At 57.6% G+C, this 18,066-nt stretch carries 17 protein-coding genes; 2 read left to right on the top strand and 15 right to left on the bottom strand.

Annotated features, from left to right (window positions below):
• Positions 1 to 56 precede the first annotated feature (56 nt).
• The 5 genes from HAT86_RS12030 to HAT86_RS12010 all read right to left on the bottom strand — a co-directional run bounded on the left by HAT86_RS12030 (position 57) and on the right by HAT86_RS12010 (position 4,630).
• Positions 57 to 668 (bottom strand): hypothetical protein, encoded by a 612-nt coding sequence (locus HAT86_RS12030; RefSeq protein WP_196780598.1) that lies wholly within the window; start codon positions 666 to 668, stop codon positions 57 to 59.
• Between the two features lie 360 nt (positions 669 to 1,028).
• A complete protein-coding gene (gene leuD, locus HAT86_RS12025; protein ID WP_167197890.1) occupies positions 1,029 to 1,634 on the bottom strand; it encodes a 3-isopropylmalate dehydratase small subunit in 606 nt (201 codons plus the stop codon).
• Positions 1,634 to 3,037, bottom strand: a complete 1,404-nt coding sequence (gene leuC / locus HAT86_RS12020) for a 3-isopropylmalate dehydratase large subunit (protein ID WP_167197887.1) — start codon at positions 3,035 to 3,037, stop codon at positions 1,634 to 1,636. Before leuC ends, leuD begins: the two co-directional genes overlap by 1 nt.
• A 397-nt stretch (positions 3,038 to 3,434) precedes the next feature.
• Positions 3,435 to 4,136, bottom strand: a complete 702-nt coding sequence (locus HAT86_RS12015) for a response regulator (RefSeq protein ID WP_167197884.1) — start codon at positions 4,134 to 4,136, stop codon at positions 3,435 to 3,437.
• Positions 4,133 to 4,630 (bottom strand): MarR family winged helix-turn-helix transcriptional regulator, encoded by a 498-nt coding sequence (locus tag HAT86_RS12010; RefSeq protein ID WP_167197881.1) that lies wholly within the window; start codon positions 4,628 to 4,630, stop codon positions 4,133 to 4,135. The genes HAT86_RS12015 and HAT86_RS12010 overlap by 4 nt, the downstream gene beginning before the upstream one ends.
• Positions 4,631 to 4,796: 166 nt before the next feature.
• On the opposite strand from HAT86_RS12010, the gene HAT86_RS12005 reads away from it, so the two are divergent.
• Complete coding sequence (locus HAT86_RS12005) at positions 4,797 to 5,666, top strand: branched-chain amino acid aminotransferase (RefSeq protein WP_167197878.1); 870 nt, start codon at positions 4,797 to 4,799, stop codon at positions 5,664 to 5,666.
• Between the two features lie 299 nt (positions 5,667 to 5,965).
• Here HAT86_RS12005 and HAT86_RS12000 read toward each other — a convergent pair whose 3' ends face one another.
• Positions 5,966 to 6,337, bottom strand: a complete 372-nt coding sequence (locus HAT86_RS12000) for a DUF4168 domain-containing protein (RefSeq protein WP_167197876.1) — start codon at positions 6,335 to 6,337, stop codon at positions 5,966 to 5,968.
• A gap of 272 nt (positions 6,338 to 6,609) precedes the next feature.
• Between HAT86_RS12000 and HAT86_RS11995 the strand changes: the two genes are divergently transcribed.
• Positions 6,610 to 6,852 carry a hypothetical protein gene (locus tag HAT86_RS11995; RefSeq protein ID WP_167197873.1) on the top strand — a complete coding sequence of 81 codons (243 nt, stop codon included), beginning with the start codon at positions 6,610 to 6,612 and terminating at the stop codon, positions 6,850 to 6,852.
• 219 nt (positions 6,853 to 7,071) lie between these two features.
• Here HAT86_RS11995 and HAT86_RS11990 read toward each other — a convergent pair whose 3' ends face one another.
• From HAT86_RS11990 to eutB, 9 genes are all read right to left on the bottom strand, one after another.
• Complete coding sequence (locus HAT86_RS11990; RefSeq protein WP_167197870.1) at positions 7,072 to 8,247, bottom strand: ABC transporter permease; 1,176 nt, start codon at positions 8,245 to 8,247, stop codon at positions 7,072 to 7,074.
• Between the two features lie 5 nt (positions 8,248 to 8,252).
• On the bottom strand, positions 8,253 to 9,920 hold the full coding sequence (locus tag HAT86_RS11985; protein ID WP_167197867.1) for an ABC transporter permease: 1,668 nt from the start codon (positions 9,918 to 9,920) through the stop codon (positions 8,253 to 8,255).
• A gap of 88 nt (positions 9,921 to 10,008) precedes the next feature.
• The gene (locus HAT86_RS11980) at positions 10,009 to 11,121 is read right to left on the bottom strand and encodes an extracellular solute-binding protein (protein ID WP_167197864.1); all 1,113 of its coding nucleotides are present in this window, start codon (positions 11,119 to 11,121) and stop codon (positions 10,009 to 10,011) included.
• A gap of 110 nt (positions 11,122 to 11,231) precedes the next feature.
• A complete protein-coding gene (locus HAT86_RS11975; RefSeq protein ID WP_167197861.1) occupies positions 11,232 to 12,335 on the bottom strand; it encodes an ABC transporter ATP-binding protein in 1,104 nt (367 codons plus the stop codon).
• Between the two features lie 227 nt (positions 12,336 to 12,562).
• Positions 12,563 to 13,933 carry an aspartate aminotransferase family protein gene (locus HAT86_RS11970; RefSeq protein ID WP_167197858.1) on the bottom strand — a complete coding sequence of 457 codons (1,371 nt, stop codon included), beginning with the start codon at positions 13,931 to 13,933 and terminating at the stop codon, positions 12,563 to 12,565.
• Between the two features lie 76 nt (positions 13,934 to 14,009).
• Positions 14,010 to 15,485 carry an NAD-dependent succinate-semialdehyde dehydrogenase gene (locus HAT86_RS11965; RefSeq protein WP_167197855.1) on the bottom strand — a complete coding sequence of 492 codons (1,476 nt, stop codon included), beginning with the start codon at positions 15,483 to 15,485 and terminating at the stop codon, positions 14,010 to 14,012.
• Positions 15,486 to 15,594: 109 nt separating this feature from the next.
• Positions 15,595 to 16,068: an Lrp/AsnC family transcriptional regulator gene (locus tag HAT86_RS11960; protein ID WP_167197852.1), complete on the bottom strand. Its 474-nt coding sequence runs from the start codon at positions 16,066 to 16,068 to the stop codon at positions 15,595 to 15,597.
• On the bottom strand, positions 16,065 to 17,057 hold the full coding sequence (locus HAT86_RS11955; RefSeq protein ID WP_167197850.1) for a cyclodeaminase: 993 nt from the start codon (positions 17,055 to 17,057) through the stop codon (positions 16,065 to 16,067). The genes HAT86_RS11960 and HAT86_RS11955 overlap by 4 nt, the downstream gene beginning before the upstream one ends.
• On the bottom strand, positions 17,047 to 18,048 hold the full coding sequence (eutB, locus tag HAT86_RS11950; protein WP_167197847.1) for a hydroxyectoine utilization dehydratase EutB: 1,002 nt from the start codon (positions 18,046 to 18,048) through the stop codon (positions 17,047 to 17,049). Before eutB ends, HAT86_RS11955 begins: the two co-directional genes overlap by 11 nt.
• Positions 18,049 to 18,066: the final 18 nt, after the last annotated feature.

Raw genomic sequence — 18,066 nt, 5'->3', positions numbered from 1 at the left:
CTCTTCACCGACGAGGAATGCTACAACTTCTTCAAGGCAGCAGGATACAAAACCGATTAAACGCGACACGCTCTAAGACCCGCATCACGTTTCAAACGCTGCAACACGTCACCGCCGCCTGTCGGGTCAAACAGCGGCAGATTGATCCAGACGTTGAAGGCCCCATTGCGCAATGGCCATCCAAACATGCGAACAGCAGTTATGAAAACGAAAATCATCAGGATCGATATCGTATAGGAAAGCCCCGCCGCCGTACGCACCGAAGCCACCAATTGGGAATCGGCATCGACGGGCAGCATCAAGACCACAAGGCGCACAGGCGAATAGGGAAAATCAATCGCTTCGCCCAGACCGGTCCCCAAGTGCCACAGAAAAACGCTCCAACCGGTCGGGTCGACCATGCCTCGCAGCATGAACGTCAGCAGCAGCACCGTGCTGGCCAGCCCGATAAACTTGATACGGTTAATCGGCGGCGCGAAACGGAATTCAACAATACTGGGATAGCGGCTGTAATACTCGATGAAAGTCATGAAACTGGCAAGAATAGCCAACACCACCACCAGTTGCGCCGTATCTGTCACCGTGGTCGGCAACAGAAGCGATGGCGCTGCCAGCAGCCCCGCAACCAAAACGGCGCGCACAAGCGCATTGGTGATTTGTGAAATCACTGCCCATTTCCCTTCAAACTGGACCGACGTAGTTCTTTGCCACGCCGTTGTGCCAACTTGACCCCACCAGTTATGGCGGTATGCCTCAAAACTGTCCAATTTTTGCCCACTTTCGCTGCCCGGCTCAAGCTATCGAACAACAAAACACTGATTTTTCGGCAATTTGATGATCAGTGTGGTGCTGGATTGCATCAATTTCAGTTCAGAAATTTGGCAGGCTTGTGGGGGGCTACAAGATGTAGTGGATCATCAAAATACCACCCCAAGGCGCCAAAACTCTTTTCAGCGTATCACATGAAGACGCCGCCAAGATCACTTGGCGGCGTCCATTTTGACAGATTGGTCAGTCGTCAGGCCCAATCAGACCCAGGGCCGCGCATTTGCGGCCTGCGCCTCGAACGTGTCGATCGCAGCGGCCTTTTCCATCGTCAGGCCGATATCATCCAACCCTTCCAAAAGGCAGTGCTTCTTGAACTGGTCAACTTCAAAGCTGAACACCTCACCATCCGATGTGGTGACCGTCTGGTTTTCAAGATCAACAATCATGCGGGCGTTCGACCCCTTCTCGGCATCTTTCATCAACACGTCGATCTGCTCTTGCGGCAAAGCGATGGGCAGAATGCCGTTCTTGAAACAGTTGTTGAAAAAGATGTCGGCAAAGCTGGGTGCGATAACGCAACGAATGCCGAAATCCTTGATCGCCCATGGCGCATGTTCACGCGATGATCCGCAGCCGAAATTATCACCGGCCACCAAAATCTCGGTCTCACGGTATTGCGGCTTGTTCAGCACGAAATCAGGGATTTCCTTGCCATCGTCATCGTAACGCATCTCGTCGAACAGGTTTACACCCAATCCCGACCGCTTGATGGTCTTCAGGAACTGCTTGGGAATGATCATGTCGGTATCGACGTTGATCAAGGGCAGCGGCGCGGCAATGCCGGTGAGTTTTTCGAACTTTTCCATTACATCATCTCCCGGACATCGGTCAGCCTGCCGGTCACCGCCGCCGCAGCAGCCATTTGCGGCGACATCAAATGCGTCCGCCCACCCCGGCCCTGACGGCCTTCGAAATTACGGTTGGACGTTGCGGCACAGCGTTCACCGGGCGACAACTGATCGGGGTTCATGGCCAGACACATGGAACAGCCCGCAAGACGCCACTCAAACCCGGCCTCCTTGAAGATATCGGCCAGCCCCTCTTCCTCGGCCTGCGCCCGAACAAGCCCCGACCCGGGCACGACCATGGCACGCAGACCATCCTTGATCTTTTTGCCCTTCAAAATCGCGGCGGCAGCGCGCAGGTCTTCGATCCGACCATTGGTGCACGATCCGATAAAGACGGTGTCGATCTCGATATCGCTGAGGTTTTGACCCGGCTCCAGGCCCATGTACTCCAAGGCCCGTTGGGCTGCGCCAATCTTGCCACCCTCGAAATCCGAAGGGCTGGGTACAGTCCCAGTGATCGGCAGAACATCTTCGGGGCTGGTCCCCCAGGTGACGACCGGGGCGATCTCCTCGCCCTTGATGGTGATCACCTTGTCCCAATGCGCATCGTCATCGGAATACAACGTCTTCCACCACGCCATTGCGGCTTCCCACTGCGCCCCCTTGGGTGCATGCGGACGGCCCTTGATATACTCAAAAGTGACCTCATCCGGCGCGATCAGACCGGCGCGCGCACCGCCTTCGATCGCCATGTTACACACCGTCATCCGGCCTTCCATCGACAGCGAGCGGATCGCCTCGCCACAATATTCGATCACATAACCGGTACCACCCGCAGTGCCGGTTTTACCGATCACCGACAGCGTGATGTCCTTGGCCGTCACGCCGGGGCGCAACTGGCCCGTGATCTCGACCTTCATGTTTTTCGATTTGGTCTGGATCAACGTCTGCGTGGCCAAAACATGTTCGACCTCAGACGTGCCGATGCCGTGGGCCAGCGCGCCGAACGCGCCATGCGTGGCGGTGTGGCTGTCACCGCAAACAACGGTCATGCCCGGCAGCGTCCAACCCTGCTCGGGGCCGACGATATGCACAATCCCCTGACGCACATCGTTGACCGGATAATAGTGAATACCGAAATCCTTGGCATTCTTGTCCAGCGCCTCAACCTGAATCCGGCTTTCCGCATTCTTGATACCGTCCACGCGGTCGGGCGTGGTGGGCACATTGTGGTCAGGCACAGCAATGGTATTTTCCGGCTTGCGGACATTGCGACCAGCCATGCGCAGCCCTTCAAAGGCCTGCGGACTGGTCACCTCGTGTACGAGGTGACGGTCTATATACAGAAGGGATGTACCATCATCGGCCTCATGCACCAGATGTGCATCCCAGATTTTGTCGTAAAGTGTCTTGGCAGACATGCGGGGAACTCCCGTTTGGCGGAATGTGATAAAGATAGCTTAACAGGTATGGCCGCCCTTCATAGGCGCGCCAGCACCGTCATGGTCGCACCAAAAAACCGCCAGGGCAGGCGCGCGCGATCATCCATGTCAAAAATAGGTATCATGACACGTCAGATACAGCCGATGCCTGAGTCTATCAAGGGGATTGGGCGACGGCATGCAACCACGTCGAAGCCATCACCTGGATTGACCCGAGTATTTTGAGTATTTTTGGAACAATGAAGCCCATGGCCCGCGATCACTTCATTGTTCTGAAAATACTCTGGGGGTGAATTGGCCAAAGGCCAAGAGGGGGCAACGCCCCCTGCACAAAATGCCGTGCGCGCCGTAGGCGCTCCTTTTGGAAACCGCCCGCTTAATCGGAGACCAGCATATAGCCCGCGCCCCGCACGGTTTGTAGGTAACGCGGCTGCTTGGGATCGGCCTCGATCTTGCGGCGCAAGCGGGTGATTTGCACGTCCACGGCGCGTTCTTGCGCCTGCCCTTTGTCGCGGCCCAGATCCTCGACCAATTTGGTGCGGCTGACCGGCTCGCGCAGGTTCTCGGAAAAAATCCGCATCAACTGCACCTCGGTCGCCGTCAAGCGGACCAGATCAGCCCCCTGAAACAGTTCACTGCGCTCGATGTCATAGCGCACAGTGCCCATGTGCAAAAGCTTCGGCGCGGTTGTTTCGGTCACTGGTTCGGGCATACGGCGGAGAATGGCATTGATCCGCAGTAGCAGTTCTTTGGGTTCAAACGGCTTGGCCAGATAGTCATCGGCCCCGGCCTCCAGCCCGGCGATCCGATCTTCGGTCTCGCCTTTTGCCGTTAACAACAAGATCGGCGTTTGGCGGGTTTCCCGCAACGCGCTGGTCAAGGATACGCCGTCTTCACCGGGCATCATCACATCCATCACGATCAGGTCGAAATCCAGACCAGACAGCACCCGCCTTGCGTGCGCCGCATCACGCGCGACCGAAACCAGAAAGCCATTGCGCATCAAAAACTTACGCAACAGGCCCCGGATTCGCTCGTCATCGTCGACGATCAGGAGGTGAGGATTTGGCTCACTCATGTGCCCTTGTCCCTCATCGCTTGGTAGCGGCGGCGCATCTCTGGGTCCATCATCGCTTCAAGGACCTTACGAAACCCCGCCACGGCCTCGGGGCCAGCATTGCGATAGGCAGTGCGCATCCGGCCTCTTTGCGCATCGCTCAGCTTTTGTTCCAGCGACTTGCCCGCTTCGGTCAGGTAAAGATGCCGCTCTCGTTTATCAACGGTGCCAACGCGGCTTTCGACCAGCCCATCTTCGATCAACGTGCGCAAAACCCGGTTCAGGGACTGTTTTGTAACGCCCAAAATAGCCAGCAGATTGTTGACGGTAGTCCCCGGAATGCGTGCGATGAAATGAACGGCCCGGTGATGCGCTCGGCCATAGGCCATGGTCGCAAGGATACGGTCAGGATCGGCAGTGAACCCCTGATAGGCAAAAAACATCGCCTCGATGCCCTGCCTAAGCTGTTCGTCCGTCAGGAACAGCAATGTCTCTCCGCCTTGGCGCTCGGGCATGTCACCTCCGATGAGGGCTAATAGTCACCCTTTCACATTACGTCAGCTTTGTTGACATTCCAAGGATGAACTGGTAGCGAATCGCAGTTTTGGCGCAATATTATGCCCACTTCGGCCATATCCCGCGCAACAAATGCAAACATTGGGCACATGAAGGAGATAGACAATGGCTGGCTATGATGATCGTGACGGCAAGATCTGGATGGATGGCAATCTGGTGGATTGGCGTTCGGCCAATGTTCACGTCCTGACCCACGCGCTGCACTACGCCAGTTCGGTGTTCGAGGGCGAGCGGTGCTATGACGGCAAGGTGTTCCTGTCACGCAAACATTCCGAACGGCTGCTGAAGTCCGGGCAACTGATGGATATGGACATCCCGTATACCGTCGATCAGATCGAGGCCGCCAAACAGGCCGTTCTGGACGCCAACGCGTTGACAGATGCCTATGTGCGCGTGGTGGCCTTCCGTGGCGCAGGCGAAGATATGGGCGTGGCCAGTGCCCGCAATCCGGTTCGCATGGCCGTAGCCGCGTGGGAATGGGGCAACTACTACGGGGATGCCAAGATGAAAGGCGCCAAGCTGGACATTGCCAAGTGGAAACGTCCCAGCCCTGACACCATCCCAACCGCCGCCAAGGCCGCTGGTCTTTACATGATCTGCACCATGTCCAAACACGCCGCCGAGGCCAAGGGCTGCTCGGACGCGCTGTTCATGGATTACCGCGGTTACGTGGCCGAGGCGACAGGTGCCAACGTGTTCTTTGTCAAGGACGGCGAGGTGCACACCCCCGATCCTGACGCCATCCTCAACGGGCTAACCCGTCAGACCGTGATCGAGATGCTGGAAGAACGCGGTATCAAGGTGCATGTCCGCCATATCATTCCCGAAGAGCTGGAAGGATTCGAACAGTGTTGGCTGACCGGCTCGGCCGCCGAAGTCACGCCGGTGGGCCAGATTGGCGACTATACCTTTGAAGTTGGCCAGCTGACGCGCGACATCGCCGAGGGCTATGAAAAACGCGTCCGGGGTTTGTGACGGCTTGCGGCCCGGCGCGACTGGTGGTGGCGTCGGGTGCGTTGGAACAACGCCCGCAGGTAAGTTGAGGAACCCGATAGCCGGTGGCGGGCCTGTGCAACCGGGCCTGCGGGTCACGGGGTATAGCGTTATTTTGGCCCAGATTTGGACGCCACGCGCCGCAAGAGACGTGCCTGCCACAAGACCAATGTGCCAGCGTCGGGGCCTTGCAGTGGGTCTCGAACACCAGTTCAAAGAAAAGCGCTCTCGCAGGAGCGGGAGAACTCTGCGAGAGCGCCATGAAACCAAGCGGGAGGAGGTTAGTCTTGAAGCTTGGTCGTCAACTCGGCCTGCAGGTCGGGATCGGTTTGAGCGAGCTGCAGAATTTCGACGTAGCGATCAACCTCGATCTCAGGCGCCTCTTCGACGGCCTGCGTCATCTGGGCTTGCGCTTCGCTGATGATCGCCTGCTCTTCGGCTTCGTCGCTCGCCTCTTCAAGGCGGACAACAAATTTTTCCTCGATGGCGATAACATCCTTGTAGGCCACGACAAAGGCGTCGAGCTCATCCTCGGCCACGGGCGCAGGCGCAGGCGCTGTTGCTTGCTTTGCCATGGCAGGGGTCATGACCACAGGTGCAATCGCAAGTGCCGCTACGGTGATGGCGGTGGCAAGTTTTTTGGCGTTGGACATGTCAAACCTTTCCTGAATTTTTTGACGTAGGCACAATCTATTGGTGTGCTCTTTGAGCGCAAACCGCGTTGCGAAAGTTTGCCGATAGGGGCGCGGGAACAGGTGGGTTTTCGCTGAACGTTGGGGAGGCTCAAAACGGTTATAAGCACGTCGCCGCCCACCCTTGCCTGTCCAACAGGCATTTTTACGCCCAGATAACGGTTGATGGACCAGTCGGCATTTCGCGACGGGGTGTGCGTGGCTACCGTTTCCTTATTGCAAAGGAGGACATCATGTATCGTGACAATGAAGACATGCACCGATATCCGCGTAACGGCATAGACCCTGAGAATTCGCCCGCGGCGGGCAGCTCATCCCGGGTCGGCCTGACCGCCTTATTGGTCATTGTAGTGTTGATGAGCGGCCTGATCGTCTACACCAGCCTTGGCGGGTCACCAGCGCAAACGCCCGCGCCCAAAGTCGACACCGAGGCCCCCGACAGCATCACCAGCAGCGGTGGAACCAAAACCCAGTAACTTGGCCAACCATCGGTGGCCAAAGTCATGCTGGTCAGCCAATTTGGTGACTAGCCTTTAAAGACAGGTGCATCGCCGAGGGATACGAGAAACCGGACCGCGGCGATGCAGTGACCAGAAATGGACCCGATCTCAGAGCGTGAAATCATCACTGATATAGCCGCATTCGTAGGATCTCATACCAAACGCGCCGCCCGGATGGGGCGGCGCGCTTTGGTGTCAGCCGGGGCTCATGCCGCGCAATCGTTCGGACCGACGGCGCAGCAATTCAACCGTCGTCAGCAGTGCGATCGAAATGGCCACAAGGATCGTCGCCACCGCCAGAATAGTTGGTGAAATCTGTTCGCGCAGGCCGATGAACATCTGCCATGGCAATGTTTTCTGACCGGCCGAGCCGACGAACAGAACAACGACCACCTCGTCAAACGACGTGATAAAGGCAAACAAACCGCCTGAAATCACCCCCGGCAGGATTAGCGGCATCTGCACCCGGAAGAACGTGGTCAACGGGTTTGCGCCCATATTTGCTGCGGCCCGCGTCAGCGAACGGTCAAACCCAACCAGCGTGGCGGTTACCGTGATGATGACAAAGGGAATGCCCAACGCGGCATGGGCCAACACAACGCCCCAATAGGTGCCTTGCAGCCCCAACCGTGAATAGAAGAAATACATGCCCGCCGCCGAAATGATCAGCGGAACGATCATTGGTGAAATCAAGATCGCCATGATCGCCCGCCGGAACGGCACATGTTCCGAACTCAACCCGATGGCGGCCAGGGTGCCGAACCCAACAGACAAAAGCGTCGCCATTGGTGCGATAGACAGGGAATTCCGCATCGCCTGCTGCCAGTCGCTGTTGCTAAAGAAATCACGATAGTGCTTCAGGGAATACCCTTCAGGATCAAGGCGCAGCATTTCCGGTGTGAAGGTGAAAAAGTTCTCGGCATTGAAGCTGAGCGGCATCACCACAAGGATCGGCGTGATCAGGAAGATGAAGATTGCGCCGCAAGTCACCCGAAACAGAAAATGCAAAAACACCTGATAGGCGGTTGTGTAAGGCGGCAGTTTGGCCCGGTACCGCCCTTCGCCCAGCCAAAAGATGAACCAGCCGAAAAACGCGCCAAAGGCCAGCCCGATCACGCCGCCCATCAGCCCGACATAGAAAAAGCCAACGGCCCCAAAGGCGACAAACGTAAGCCAACGGGCTGTGCGTTCATTACGAAACACCGTCAGCCACACGACCGCAAGCACAGCCGCCACGGCGGCGCCAAGCAAGACCCCCATGAATGGGGTGTCATGCGCTGTTCCCACCAGCAATCCGGCAAAGGCCCCGGCAGCCGCAACCACCAGCGCGACAAAGGAAACAGGTTTTGGTTCGATGATAGTCAAGGTCATCTGTCTTACCCCAGCTTCACGTTGTCGATACCGACAATCTTGTCATAGGCCCAATACAGGATCAGAACGGCGGCCAGCAGGATCGACCCAAGCGCCGCAGCCAAACCCCAGTTCAGCGATGTGGAAATGTGATATGCGATCCGGTTGGAAATGAACGTACCGGATGTGCCGCCGACGATCTCGGGCGTGATGTAGTACCCGATGGCAAGAATGAACACGAGGATCGACCCCGCCCCGATCCCCGGCACAGATTGCGGAAAATAAACCCGCCAGAACGAAGTCCAATTCGTAGCGCCAAGCGATCTTGCAGCCCGCACGTAGTAGGGCGGAATCGTCGACATGACGGAATACATCGGCAGGATCATGAACGGCAGTAGGATATGCGTCATCGCGACGATGGTACCGAACTGGTTGTTGATCATCACCAACCGTCCTTCGTCGGCAACAAGACCCAACCACACCAGTGTGTCATTGATCACACCTTGTTGTTGCAACATGACTTTCCATGCCGATGTCCGGACCAGTAGCGATGTCCAGAACGGCAACAGCACCAAGATCATAAGCAGGCTGGAGGTGCGCATCGGCAGGTTGGCCAGCAGATACGCCACCGGATAGGCCAGCAGGATACACGACCCGGTGATCATCAGCGACATGAACAGGGTTCGTTTGAACAATATGCCGTAGATTTGTTCGTTTTCCGGGCGCGGCTGGAACCCTTCGGGGGTTTTCTGCATATCAACCGCATTCAAGAAATAGCCAGTAGTGAAGGGCGGCGCATACATCTTGATGGTTTTCCAATTGTCCAGATTGGCCCAATCTTCGGTAATGTCGATGAAGCCCTGTTTGTAGTCGATTGCGGGCTGGTTGGCCAAGCCTTGCTGGGCCTCGCGCAACTCTTGCGCGCCGGGGCCATCGTATCCGGACAGGTCGATGCCTGAACGCAAGTCTTCGATCAAGGCAACCTTGACCGCCTCCCAAGGTTCTTCCTCGGCGACGATGTCTTCATCCTCGATGGCCGTAAAGACCGCAAAAGCGGTATAGGCACGCACAGTGCGCGGCAAAAGATCAGCAATCTGTTGCGACGGCGCAAAGCCGATCTCGCCAGCGAAACTAGATTGATCAAGATTGGCAAGACGCTCGCGCTGTGCGGAAAGAATGCCGTTCGCTTTCGCTACGCCATCGGGGCCGCTCATCATGGTGAACCAGAATGTCTCGTCGCCCCAGACGTCGTTTATGTCTTCCAACGCGTCAATCTGGTCTTCGCCAATATCGTCGACACCGCGTCCCGACTTGCGGAACATCGATGAAATACCGGACTCTTCGTAGTTCAATCGCGAGCCAACGCGCGTGTGCCGTTTGGCCTCTGCGGCAAGGAACATGTCATAATAAAGCGCCTCAAACGTGTCTTCGCCGGGCAGTCCATCGCTGGTGCCATCCCAGTCATTCAACGTCGCGACGGCATTTGGCAGCGTGTTCGAGACGATCTGGTTCTCGACCGAGCGGAACAACATATCCGCGATTGGGGCGATGAACGTGACAAGAACAAAGATCAGCAATGGCGCGATCAGCGCCAGCGCCCGCAATTTTTGCGCCCTGAGCGCGCGCCGCAGGCTGCGTTTGAGTGGCGTCCCGTCAGCCGCCAGAACCGGACCGGTATCGGTGGTATCGCTCATCTTGTCCCCGTCGGAATATTTGTTTGTTTTTTGAGGTGGAGAGGGCCGACACCGGCCCTCTCGCAAGATCACAGGTCATACAGACCTATTAGTTAACCAACCACGACTGGAATTTCGCATCCAGATCGTCACGGTTGTCGGCCCACCATTCGTAGTCATACAGGTGCGTGTTGGTGGCGTTTGCCGGATCGGTGGGCATGTGAGGGCCCATCGCGATACCCAGTTCGGCATGCTCTCCAACCAGCGGGGCGGAAGATTCACGTGCCGGACCATACGAAATATACGCGGCCTGATCGGCAAGACGCTGCGTGTCTGTCGCAAAGTACAGGAAGTCCAGAACGCGGGCCAAACGGTCTTCGGGCAGATCGGCCGGGATGATCCAACCGTCAAGGTCGAACGACTGCATGTCCCACATCATCCCAATCGGCTGATCCTGCTCGGCGATGGCCGAGAACAGACGACCATTGTAGGTCGAGCCCATGAAGACTTCGCCATCGGCCAGAAGCTGCGGGGTTTCCGCGCCAGCTGTCCACCAGACGACCTCGTCCTTGATGCCTTCCAGTTTAGCGAGGGCGCGGGTCACACCTTCGTCGGTGCCCAGAACATCATAGATTTCGTCCTTGGCGACACCGTCGCAGTACAAAGCCCATTCCATGTTGTCGATCGGGCGCTTTTGCAGCGCGCGCTTGCCCGGATAGGTTTCCAGATCAAACACGTCACACACGCTGCTCGGCGGTTCGACGCCTTCGGGCACCATATCAGTGCGATAGCCAAAGGTGGTCGAGTAGACGATCTGCGGAATGAAACAATCGCTGACGATCAGATCGCCGAAATCATCGCTTGCATCGGTTCCATCAGGCGCCGGGGCCAGAATCTCGTCATGGTCCAGTTCCATCGCCAGACCTTCGTCACAAAGGCGCATGGCGTCGGATGCCACGACATCGACCAGATCCCAGGTCACGTTGCCAGCTTCGTTCATCGCACGCAGTTTGGCGACAGCCTCGGCCGAGCTTTCATCCCATGTGGCAGTGACGTCTGGGTTGTCGGCCAGATAAGGTTCAACATACGCCTTCTGCTGGCTGTTCTGATAAGCGCCGCCCCATGAGACAAGCGTCATCGAATCCGCCATGTCCTGTGCCTGCGCCGAAACCGCCGCAACGGTTAGCGCAGTGGTGGCCAGAAGAGTTGTCTTGAATTTCATATTATACTCCCAAGTATCGTCCCGTTTTGCGATTAGGGCTTCGTGTCACGGGCGAGAACACCGAAACCTCTTGGTGATCGCGCCCCGAAAGGGCGCGAATACACATAATCTTAAACCGTATCCAACGCGCGGCAATCGCGCGGCAACCAGCCAATTTTGATCTGCTCGCCCGGTTTCAGGCGCCGTTGATCGGCTGAGTTACGTGTTTTGATGATGAAATCATCCTTGCCAGCAACGCTCAAGCGGGTGCGGAAAACATCACCCATATAGATGAATTCCTTGACCTCGGCCTTCAGTGTGTGGGCGCTATCACCCAGCTTGGCGGTATCCACCTCGACCCGCTCAGGGCGGATGGAAATCGTCGTTCGGTCACCGACGTTGGACACGTTCACCGGCATGGCATCAATCAGTTCGCCATCATCCAGCTCGACCAGACAGATACCATCGTTGATTTCCTTGATGGTCCCTTCGAGGGTGTTGTTTTCACCGATGAATTGCGCCACGAAACTATTGTCGGGGCTTTCGTAAAGTTGATCCGGCGGGGCAAGCTGTTGAATGCGGCCATCGTCGAACACCGCGACGCGGTCGGACATGGTCAACGCTTCGGTCTGGTCGTGCGTCACGTAAACCACCGTGATGCCCAACTCATGCGCCAGATTGGTAATCTCGAACTGCATATGTTCGCGCAATTGCTTGTCGAGCGCGCCAAGCGGTTCATCCATCAAGACCAGCTCGGGCTCGAACACCAAGGCGCGGGCAAGCGCGATTCGTTGCTGCTGACCGCCCGACAATTGCGCCGGGCGACGACCACCGAAATCACCCATCTGCACCATGTCCAGTGCGCGCTTGACCTTGCCCTCGCGGTCGGACTTGCCGATCTTGCGCACCTCCAAAGGAAAGGAAAGGTTTTCGGCCACGGTCATATGCGGAAACAGGGCGTAATTCTGGAACACCATGCCGATGCCGCGCTTGTGCGGCGGGATGTTGTTGATTGGGCGGCCATCCAGCTTGATCTCGCCGTGGGTGGCGGTTTCGAACCCGGCCAACATCATCAGGCATGTGGTTTTGCCAGATCCGGACGGCCCAAGCATCGTCAGAAACTCGCCTTTGGGCATCGACAGATTCAAATCTTTGACGACAAGGTTTTCGCCATCATAACTTTTTTGAACGCGTTCGAATTCGACGAACGCATCACTGTTCGCGGTGTCGGCCAATTTAGGCTCCCTGTTTTTGTTACTCGCGGATTTTCCCGCGTTTCCACCAGACTAAAACGCCTATGAATTTTCGTTGCAAGCCCATTGTGAAACTTTATACCCGGAAACACGGCAAAGCAGGAAAATTAGGCAGATTGGACCAAAATCGCAGGACATTTACCTGCAAACGGACCACCGGAAACGCCGAACCTCTACCGTTTGGGGTAGGGCTCGACGCAATCTTTAGCTTAGCCAAGTATTTGCTGCACAGCTTTGGCGGTTTTTCCAACCACTTCGTCGGCCTCGTCGCGTGTTAGGCAGAACGGCGGCGCAAAGCCAAGGATATCACCTTGCGGCATAGCGCGGGCAATCACACCCTGCGCGCCCAAGGCACCCGCGATCTGCGGGCCGATCTTGTCCGCTGCATCATAAAACGTGCGGCTGTCCTTGTCTTTGACGAACTCAACAGCGCACAACATCCCTTCGCCGCGCACCTCGCCCACATGGGCATGGCCACCAAGGGCGTCGGCCATCGTTTTGTTCAAATAGCCGCCAACATCACGGTTATTGGCGATCAGGTCCAACTCATCCAACAGCTTGAGATTCGCCACACCGGCCGCCGCACCGATGGGGTGTGCCGAGTAGGTCCAGCCATGGCCGATAGGCCCGTTTTCATCCGTTCCTTGCTCCAGCACTTTCCACATCTTGTCGCCGACGATCGAGCCAGACAGCGGCGCATAGGCGCTGGTCAGCCCCTTGGCGATGGTGATCAGGTCCGGCTCTAGCCCATAATGATCCGAGCCGAACATGGTTCCAAGACGGCCAAATCCAGTGACAACCTCGTCGACAACAAGCAGGATGTCGTGCTTTTTCAGAACAGCCTGAATCGCCTCCCAATACCCGGCCGGCGGCGGCACAATGCCACCTGTACCCAGAACAGGCTCGCCGATGAACGCGGCGATGGTGTCTGCGCCTTCGCGCTCGATCATTGCCTCCAGCTCATCCACGCAATGCTGCACGAATTGCTCTTCGCTTTGATCCAGATCGTCACGGCGGAAATAATAGGGCGCTTCGGTATGGAGCACCTGCGTCAGTGGCAGGTCGAATTTCTTGTGAAACAGCTCAAGCCCGGTCAAAGAGCCGGTCATCAATCCCGATCCGTGATACCCGCGCCAGCGCGAGATGATCTTTTTCTTCTCGGGGCGGCCAAGGATGTTGTTGTAATACCAGATCAATTTGACGTTGGTTTCATTCGCGTCCGAGCCGGACAGGCCGAAATAGACCTTGCTCATGCCCTTCGGCGCGCGATCCATGATCATCTTGGACAGGGTGATGCTGGCCTCGGTGCCGTGGCCGACATAGGCGTGGTAATAGGCCAGTTCCTTGGCCTGCGCGGCAATTGCATCTGCAATGTCTTGCCGACCATAGCCGACGTTAACGCAATAGAGGCCGGCAAAGGCATCTAGCAGTTTGTTTCCGTCACGGTCTTCGATGTGGCAATTGGTGCCGCCGGTGATCACCCGGTTCGGCGCCTCGCCGCGCGCAAACTGCGCCAGATGCGTTGAGGGGTGAAAAAAGTTGTCGCGGTCCCATTGGTCCAGTTGATCGTTCTTCAGCATTTTTTTATCCTTTCGTGTGGTCCAGATCCGGAATTTTCAAAATTCCGGCCCGAAATCTTTTCAATATTTCGCCCGCTCACGCCCAATCGCGGCAGACGTATTTGATCTCCATAAACTCTTCCATGCCCTTGCGCGCCCCTTCGCGGCCAAGGCCCGATTGCTTGACCCCGCCAAACGGGATCGGCGCGCCCGTCACCTTGGTGCGGTTCACAGCGACCATGCCGAATTGCAAAGCCCGCGTTACGCGATAGATGCGGCGGGGGTCGTGACTGTGCAGATAGGCGACAAGGCCGTATTCCGTGTCATTGGCACGCGCCACGACCTCGTCCTCGGTGTCAAAGGGCGTGATGGCCGCCACCGGGCCAAAGGTTTCTTCGCGCATGATCGCCGCCTCGTCGGGCACATCGGTCAGGACCGTGGGCTGATAAAACAGCGGCCCCAGATCGTCGCGCTTGCCACCACAGGCCAGCTTTGCGCCTTTCTGCAATGCATCGGCCACGTGTTCTTCCTGCTTTTGCACCGCTTTTTCGTTCATCAGCGGGCCAAGGTCGGGATCATCCATACCTTTCCCAAGTGTCATCGCCTTGGTGGCCTCGGTAAAGCGGCGGCAGAACTCATCATAAATCGGACGTTCGACATAAATCCGGTTCGCCCCAAGACAGTCTTGGCCGGTGGTGGCGAACTTGGCCTTGATCGACTCGTCGATCGCCGTCTCCAAATCGGTGTTCTTGAACACGATCACCGGGGCATGCCCGCCCAATTCCATGACCAATCGTTTCACCGTATCCGCCGACTGCCGATACAGCAGCCGCCCAATTTCTGTTGAGCCGGTAAAAGACAAGGCGCGCACGCGTTTATCTTGCGTCCAAGGTTCCACAATCGTGGCCGCCTTGCCCGTCAGCACGTTGAACACCCCTGCAGGCACCCCGGCACGCTCGGCCAGTTCGGCCAAGGCCAATGCGGAATAGGGCGTTTCACCGGATGGGTGCGCCACAACGGTGCAGCCTGCGGCCATCGCCGCCGCCGCTTTGCGTGTGAGCATCGCTGCCGGGAAATTCCATGGTGTGATCAGTGCGGCAACGCCCACCGGCTCTAGCCAAAGCTCAACCTCGGCATCAGGTAAGTGGCTGGTAACACCTTCGATATTGGGGCGCTTGGCCTCTTCCGCGTAGTATTCAAAGAAACTTGCGGCATAATCAATTTCGCCGCGCGCTTCGGACAGGGGTTTGCCCTGTTCCAGCACCATGATGCGCGCCAGATCCTCGCGGTTTTCGATCATCAGGTCGAACCAGCAGCGCAATATGGCGGACCGATCCTGCGGCAGGGTCATCGACCAATCCGCAAAGGCCGCTTGTGCCGCGTCTACCGCCTCGCTGGCCTGATGGGCTGACAGGTTGGCCACATCGCCCAAAAGCCGACCATCTGCTGGGTTTAAGACGGGGATCGTGGCGCTATCATCGCCAGCCGTCCACTTGCCATTCACATATGAAAAACTGCGCACAAGGCGCGTGTCAGTGACACCATTGCGGGTCCAGATCGCGGAATCAGTCATACTCGGCCTCCTTTACGTAGATGATTTAGACGGATTCACCGGGCATTGGGGCTGAAACCATACATCAATGCAGATGTTCCTTCTGAAAAGACGGTCGAATTAGGTGGATTCAACCGATCAAAGCATCCAGAGGCGGCAATCCGGGGGATTTGACCGGTTTAGTCACGATATAGGTAAAGTATCGCGCCAACCCGATGCGCGCCTCCAGCATCTCGTCGATCAAGCGCTGGTAGCTGTCGATATCGGTGGTCACGATCTGCATCAGGTAGTCAAACCCACCCCCCAAGGCCCAACAGGCGGTGATTTCCTCATAGCGCTGAACACTGTCCTCGAAAGCGCGGAAACTGGCCGGGGTGTGATCAGCCAACTCAGCCGCGACAAACACGGTCACATGCGGCCCCAGCTTGCGCAGATTAATCCGCGCATTGTAGCCCTCGATGATCCCGGCCTGCTCTAGCTTTCTAAGACGTTCCCAACAGGGGCTGGCCGAGAGGCCCACCTTGGCGGCAAGATCCGCCTTGGTGATCCGGCCCTCGGCCGACAAGACCCGCAGAATTTGCAAATCGCGCGCATCCAGTTTCATGCGTGGATCACCGTGCCGGCATCGCTGCCCTTCAACATCGCAAAAACATGGCTGGCAATGGCAGTATCCTGTGCGCCCGTGCCCGTCAGGTCGGCAATGGTGATGTCGTCTTCGCTGCGACGCCCCGGCGCATCGCCGGTGATCACATTGCCCAACTCGGCAGGGAGACCATGCATCCACTGACCGGCCTGCTTGGCGCTGCGCAACTCGCCCAGAAGTTCCGTCTGGCTGACCCGGTCGGCGACGTAAAGATCTGCCACCGCCAAGGCGCGGGGATCAATCTCGTTCTTGCCGTCCTGATCCGAGCCCATGGCGGTGATATGCAGCCCCTTGTGCAGCCATTCGGCCTTTAGCACCGGTTCACGCGCCGGGGTGGTTGTGACCACCAGTTGCGACAGTGACACCAGCTTGGACGGATCATCCATAACCCGCACGTCAACACCCAGATCGGCGGCCAGATCGTCAGCGCAGGCTTGCGCCTTGGCAGCATCACGGCCCCAGACCAGCAGCGTCTTGAAGGGCCGCACAAGATGCGCGGCCTTCATCTGTAGCCGGGCCTGCACCCCGGTTCCAATCACACCCGCCGTGTCCACCACCTCGGGCGCTAAATGCCGCGCCGCCACGGCGCCTGCCGCTGCGGTGCGCAAATCGGTCAGATATCCATTATCCAGAAACAACGCCTGCACCATCCCGGTTTTGGCCGAGAACAGGATCATCAACCCATTAAGCGATGGCAACCCCAGTTTCGGATTGTCAAAAAAGCCGGGACTGACCTTGATGGCAAAACCGTCAAAGCCGGGAATATAGGCGGTTTTCACGTCCACCTCGCCATTGGCGGCGGGCAGGTCCATCGACAGGATCGGCGGCATTACGACATCGCCACCGGCCAGCGCCGTAAACGCGCGTTCGACCACATCGACGGCGTCTAGGTCTAGCCCAACAACGCCCCGCAATTCGGCCTCGGTTACGATCTTGATGTCATGCGTCATAGGGTTTTCCCTTCACGGTGACGTCGCCCAGTGTCACATCTTGCCCGGTGACGATGCGGGTAAAGGTGGGCATATCCAGATTGCGGCCTGTGATGATGGTGGCGGTCGGTCCGTCCAGCGTGATCTTGCCCGCCAGAACCGCCGCCAACCCCACCACGCAGGCACCCTCGGCCACGATGCGATCTTCATAGTATAGCACCTGCATGGCGTGATAAATCTGTTCTTCGGTCACCAGCACGATCTGGTCCAGCAAATCGCGGCACATTGGAAAGCTTAGCCTGTTGTCCAGCCCAATGCCGCCGCCAAGGGAGTCGGCCAGACTGGGCAGTTCCTGCACCTCAACCGGATGACCGGCCTTAATGCTTTCATGCATAGCCGCTCCCCGGTCCATACTGATGCCGATCACGCGGATTGCCGGGTTGATCGCCTTGGCGGCCAAAGCGACACCAGCGGCCAGCCCGCCACCCGACAATGGCACCAGAAGGGTCGTCACATCGGGCCGTGCGGCCAGTATTTCCAAACCAATCGTGCCCTGCCCCGCGATGACCAAGGGATCGTCAAACGGCGAAATTTCAACCAACCCCTCATCGCGAAAAAGCCGACGGGATTCGGCCAAGGCGTCATCTTGGCTTTGGCCCTTAATTTGCACCTCAGCACCAAGGGCGCGGATGCCGTCCACCTTGGCCTGTGGCACCAGTTCAGACATGCAGACAACCGCGCGTATCCCGCGCGCCCGCGCAGCATAAGCTACGCCGCGCCCGTGATTGCCGGTTGAACAGCAGGTCACACCAGCGGCCTCCGCCACAGCCGCCACCGCGTTCAACGCACCGCGCAGTTTGAACGCGCCGATGGGCTGCATGTTTTCCAGCTTTAGCAGAAACTCGGCCCCGGATTGATCGCTCATGAAAGGTGACGGCACCAAGGGCGTGCCATCCGCCACCCCGCGGATCGTGTTGGCAGCGGCGTGAATATCGGCCAGCGTCGGTTGCATCGGGACACTCCAAAGATT

Source organism: Roseovarius gahaiensis (genome assembly GCF_011601345.1).
Lineage (GTDB): Bacteria > Pseudomonadota > Alphaproteobacteria > Rhodobacterales > Rhodobacteraceae > Roseovarius > Roseovarius gahaiensis.
Note: the sequence above shows the minus strand (reverse complement) of the source record. Positions and strands in the feature narration are given on the sequence as shown.